Genomic DNA, 6513 nt, shown 5'->3' on the forward strand with positions numbered 1-6513 from the left:
TGAGCGTTTCATGGCATCAGCGCCTTTCGTATACGAGGCGGGTAAGGTCATCACCTGAAGTAATGTGAAGTCGCAACGAGAAGTTAGTTGTGCAATCTCTTTTATTTGTAGCAAAGCAATCTCTTGCGCTCGCAATCCGAGCTTGAAACTGATTTGCATAATTGCAGTATTTTTCTCTGGATGACGGTTTTGCAGAATAACTTCGAATAAATGATGCTGTTCGTCTAAAGAGGGTACACGAGCTTGTCCATTTTTAGGCATAAATCAACCTTGCAAACAAAATCCGTAATAATGGGAATTTAACGGATTATAGGGCTATAAACAGAATTTATACACTTTACTTTTGATTCTATAGAGGTGTTACTACTAAGGATTATATAAATAAAATGTCAAAGCCTGCAGTAAAAAAAGGCACTTACAAGAGTTTTGCCTTCAATTACCCCAGCCGGTGGTAATTACCAATTTGATAGGTAATTCTTGGTAATTTATGTACTCTTATTAAAACACGCTTTGGCGAAGCGCTGTTTATAACGCACTTTTGTATTAAAAGTGCACCTCCTCAGCAAAAAAAGAGAATCCCTTTTAGTGCATACTTGAGAACACACCATACGTTGTAAAACATGCACATTCAAAATCAAAATACTCGAATATTGGTAATCCAGATAATATCAAAAACTGCTTTAACTGAAAAAAGCACCCTCATAAGTTAGTTTGCCCAATTTATAGATATAGTTGTAATTTTAGCTTTTTAGTTGCAAAAGTTTAGTTCTTTAGTTGCTCACCCACAAGTACCAGTCAATTACGCTTCACCAGAATATATAAGTGCGCATAATATATATTATGTTAAATAGATCGTGGTTATGTATATGGTGATTCGCTTCGTTATCATGTGTTCTACTCTGCTAATAAAACGCACTACCATCGGCACAATAATGTAGCAACACTTCTTATATGTGTGACCTATTCAGTTCCTTTGCATTATTGACTGTTATTTCCGTGACATAGTTGTTAACAAAAGCGGAACAAAGTGTGTAATGAGTTATTGGTGGGCATCTGCGACGATGAATGCTGGGAATAATGCCTCTACGGCAATCAGTCGAGGTATGTTGGTTTCACTGAAATAGTGAAGTTGATAAAACGAGCTATACTATTTAGCTGCTCCACCTTGTTTTGTTTTATCAAATTTTCTTTTTGTTAAGAACTTCTCTTCTGTCTGGAGATGCTGCATGTGTAAAAAACTATTGGGTTTTATGAAAGGCAGAGGATTCACGCTTGTCCTAAGCTTTTTCCTAGCATTTTTTTCACTTGTGGTGCATGCAGCAAGCCTTAGTGGCGTAGTGAAAGATCATCAGGGAAACTTAATTGATGGTGCGAGCGTAACTCTCTTTGAAGTATTGCAAGATGATACTTTTCTTCAAATTGGAGACACCCAAAAAGTTAGTTCAGATGGCGCCTATGAATGGGATGTTTCGCCTAGTAGTTATGTGCTTCGAGCCTCTTTTATAGCATCGGATGTTTCGCTTTCTGGTGCGCCAAATAGTGTAGCTATCTCATCCGAAGATTTTGAAGTTTATGTAGATACAATACGTGATTTACAGTTCGATTTTCTTGTCCTGTCTGGCAAGGTACTTGATACTAATAAAGCCCCTATCCCCAATGTATCAATCGAAACCAGCACGGTCTGGCACGGTCCTGAGCAAGGCCCCCTACTTCAGTTATCGACACGTAGTTTGGATCATGCCAGTGGTAGTGCTAGTACAGATGCTGAAGGCAACTATGTTATGTTGCTGTTCCCTAGTGATACCTGTATTGAATCCGGTTTTTACCCAGACAGCACTGACTGCTTGTATGACCTTACCTATACTCCAACAATCGAAAGTGGCTTTGCGACCTTTGTAAGATCTGATCTTGCCCTTAACAACGCGCTTAGTCTCGACCAGGAGCTAGTTCTACTTGATAGCATAATACCGAAAACTATTGCCGGGCCTTATGTTAAAAATATTAGCAACCAATCTGTGGTAATAGAATGGCAGACCGATGAACCGGCTAGAAGTACAGTTCAAGTGGTTGGTGGAGCGGTTTTTAAAAATAACCGTTTTCTAACAGAACATAGCGTTGTTATTAATAACCTGGATTCAAACACCGATTATGACGTAAATATTTCGACACGAGACGCACAAAACAATAGTTCTGAAACGCAAGTTCTAAGCTTTACCACTCAAAGTATTAGTGCTGACTCATTAGCGCCACAGTTTGTCCAACCTTTAGCAGCGACGTCTATCGGAGAAACCCAGTTTACGGTGGCTTTTTGTGCTAATGAGCCAGTGCAAGGAAAGTTTATCGTTGACGGAGCTGAGTATTTACTTAATGACTTCTCTCGCTGCCATAACTTGACTGTAGGTGATCTAAACTCGAATCAGACCTATGCGGTGTCAGTAGAAGTTACTGATATTAGCGGTAATGGCCCAACTCAGAGCCATATTAGTAGAGTTAAAACGCTAGCAGCGGCAGACTTGAACCCTCCTCTAATCGTCGCCGGGCCAACGGTTACTGATATTTCAGATACAGTAGCTGTAGTGAAATGGACGACAAACGAAGCGGCTAGCAGTGCAGTTTCATTTAACGATGGTATTAGTTACCGGGTTCAGAATAACACTGAGCTTGTAAGCGATCATTCAGTTCAGATTACAGGGCTAAGTGCTAATACGCTATATAATTTAACCGTTGCCTCAAATGATGCCGCTGGCAATAGAGCAACACAAACTCGGGAGATCCAGTTCCAGACAGCTTCTACTTCCGATACTGAACCGCCATTAATTATTGGGCGTGCTTTAGTTGAAGATGTATCAAACACTAACGCGATGATTAGCTGGCGTACCGATGAATCATCATCTTCTGTTGTGTCCATTGGCACAGAGCCTGATAACCTAAGCCGTGTCGAATCATCTCCCGGCTTTTCTGCAAAGCACCAATTGAGCGTCACTAATCTCTTACCTGCGAGTACTTATTACTTCTCAGTCGAATCAAGCGACCTAAGCGGAAATCAAGTTCATAGCAACGTTTCTTCTTTTACGACCCAATCGCAAAGTGTCTCTAATGGTTTTGAAATTATTTCACAGCCTGTTATTGAGCGTTTGACGGGTAACAGCATCACTTTAAGTTGGAAAACGAATCGATACTCAGATAGCCGTCTAATTTGCGAATCGGTGAACGGGATTAGCGAGGTAAATAAAACAGAATTAAGCAAAAACCATCTTCTTACTCTAATTGGATTAGAGTTTAATACTGCATATCGCTGTGTGGTTTATTCGACGGACATAGAAGGTTTTATTGCTAGCAAAGTGATTGGTGCTTTAAGTACAGAATTTGTAGATTCAACCCCGCCAAACTGTATAACACCACCTACAGCCCAAGCATTTGTTAATTTTGCCGAAGTCACTTGGGAAAGCAGTGAGCTAGCAGTAATAAGCCTTAACTACAGGGAAAAAGGAGCAAGTACTTGGAGTCAGCAGGCGAATTCAGAATTAAGAGAGACGGGACTAGAATTACTGAACGGGCTATTACCTGACACCAATTATGAGTATCAAATAAGTTTGACTGATGCTGTAGGTAATAGTGCTGATTGCGCTATAGCGGAGTTTAACTCTGGAACTGAAGCTAGTGCACCTGAGCTCCCTGCCCCCTTATTTACAATTCAGCCTTTCGTTAGTGATGTTAGCGCGTCTAGCGCAATCGTCAACTGGTCAACAGAAAAGGCATCAACAGGTCAAGTTCGTTATGGCCTCACGTCTGACGAAATGAACCAGCTTGAATCCGATTTCAACTTTACCGCCGCTCACGCTATCGCGCTTAATAACTTGCAAGCAGAAACAACTTACTTTCTTCAGGTAGATGCTTTCAATTCTGAAGGTGAGCAAAGTATTAGTGAGACGATAAGTTTTACAACGGAGTCAAACCCAACAACCGAGCTAATACCGCCGAAAATTATTTCGGGTCCATTCGTAAAAAACATAAGTGACGTATCTGCAGTCGTAGAGTGGGTGACGGATAAGGAATCCGATAGCACGGTCGTAATTAGCGGAGGTGATACATTTTCCCGCCAAGATCTAACGACTAATCATTCTGTAGTATTAAGCGGCTTATCAGCTGATACTGCCTACGAGACGCTTGTATTTTCAATTGATGATAATGGCTTAAGTTCTGAGCAAGTGCCAGCTAACTTTAGAACATCCCCCTTACCCGATTCCGATTTACCATTTTTTGTCACCGGACCAACTATTAGCTCAATAGACTATGACAAATTTACCGTATCATTTTGCGCTGATGAGCCGGTAACAGCTCTTGTTACTGTCGTCACCGTCGGCACGGAAGACAGCAGCGATTTTCCCCTTGATAGTGCCGCTACTTGTCACCAACTTGTTGTACCTAGCCTTACACCGCGTACGCAGTATTCAGTTGTTGTTGCTATCTCCGATATTGCTGGAAATGGGCCTGTATTAAGCTCACCACAAACGGTAACCACACTATTTGAACTTGATATTTCTGCACCTGAAATAACTGGACCCATCGTAAGTGACATAAGCCAAACGACCGCAATCGTTCGCTGGACGACTAACGAAGCAGCAGATAGTGGTGTTTCCTATACGGACGGGAATAGCACTAATACGCTTCAAAGCGAGTCCTTGGTTCGTTCGCATGAAATGTATTTAAGTGGTCTAGATGCTAATACTACTTATGTCTTAAGGGCGTCTTCCACTGATGCAGCCGGGAACGGGCCGAGCATTTCCGCGCCTGTTGAATTTACTACTTTAGCTTTGCCTGACACGACAGCACCTCAAATTATCGCAGGGCCTATTGTTGAAAATATTACAGTTAGCAGCGCAGACATACTTTGGTCAACTACCGAGTCTTCATCTCGTACGGTTCGTCTGGGGCTAAGCGAAGAGTCCCTAGATCAGACTTTTACTCTAAATGGATTTTCTACTGAACACAGCGTTCCTGTTTTCAACCTTGCTGCCGACACCCGATATTACTTTAGGGTCGAGTCTTCAGATCTTTCTGATAATACCGTTACCAGTAATGTGCTTTCATTTAAAACCTTATTACCCGGTGTTGCGCCCGTTACACTAGAAATTGTAGCAGAGCCAGTCATAGAAAATGCCAGTACTGATTCGCTGACTGTTAGCTGGAAAACAAATCTTGATGCTGATAGCCGGTTAGTCTGTGAGGCTGAGCAAGCTGTTAGCGAGTTTGAGCAAGCAACAACATTCTCCAGCTCTTCGCAAATTGCACCCTACTTTGCTGCTGCGCCAACCCGGTCAATTGAAGAACAATACATCGTTTTACTAAAAGAGCCCGAAAACGCAACGCAGAGCTCAAGCAGAAATCGCAGCATATACTCCCCTTCACCGATCAGCCCGCAGTTTTTCGGGCTCTCTAAAAACCAATCTCCTGAGCAGCGTAAGGCATCAGTTCAGGCATTGGCTACTGATATATCTAACAAAGTCAAAGCGAAGGCGGTGCGCCAATACTCCAGTTCAGTTCCTGGTTTTGTGCTAAAAATGAAAGCTGAAGAATTACAGAATCTTCGCAACGACCCTCGCGTACTTTTGATAGAGCAAGATCAGGTAATGAGTGCTAGCGTAACGCAAAACAGTGCGACATGGGGCCTTGACCGAATCGATCAAACTGCTTTGCCGCTTGATACCACCTATAGCTATGAGCTAGATGGTAGTGGTGTAAATGCCTATATCATCGACACGGGTATACTTACTTCGCATAGTGATTATGCAGGTCGAGCTACAAGTGGTTGGGATTTCATTGATAATGACGCAGACGCTTCTGACTGTAATGGCCATGGTACTCACGTTGCTGGAACCGTTGGTGGCAACACTTGGGGTGTTGCAAAAAATGTAAATATGACAGCGATTAGAGTACTTGATTGTAATGGTTCAGGAACAGCTTCGGGCGTAATTGCAGGTATTGATTGGGTAGCAGCAAATGCTAAATTTCCTGCTGTAGCAAACATGAGTCTTGGTGGCGGAAATTCAGCGGCACTAGATGCTGCAGTAAACCGGGCGATTGATGCTGGAATTACTTTTGCTGTAGCGGCGGGTAATTCAAATATAAATGCTTGTTCCGGGTCGCCAAATAAAGTACCTGCTGCGATCACAGTTGCGTCGTCAACTCGATATGATAGCCGCTCAAGCTTCTCAAATTGGGGAGCATGTATTGATATATTCGCGCCAGGCTCAGATATTACGTCGACTTGGAGCAATGGCGGTACCAATACTATTAGTGGTACCTCAATGGCAACACCACATGTTGCCGGAGCGATAGCACTCTATTTGCAGGCTCACCCAGATGCTTCGCCGGCTGAAGTAGCTTCGAGTATGACTGGATATGCTTCAACAGGTTTGATCAGTCGCTTAAATGGTTCACCAAACCTTCTACTTAATATAGCTTTCGATGGTGAGACTGAGCTGCCAAGCCCTCCTCCAACGCCACCGCTTG

At 42.7% G+C, this 6513-nt stretch carries 1 protein-coding gene and 1 pseudogene; one reads left to right on the forward strand and one right to left on the reverse strand.

Translation table 11 applies throughout. The features are described 5' to 3' along the window. Positions 1 to 261: pseudogene (locus tag A3735_RS12240) on the reverse strand (site-specific integrase); the annotation flags it as partial. 965 nt (positions 262 to 1226) lie between these two features. Between A3735_RS12240 and A3735_RS12245 the strand changes: the two are divergent. Next, positions 1227 to 6513: S8 family serine peptidase (locus A3735_RS12245; RefSeq protein WP_156499637.1), on the forward strand; the 5287-nt coding region annotated here is incomplete at its 3' end.

The organism is Oleiphilus sp. HI0061, assembly GCF_001635675.1.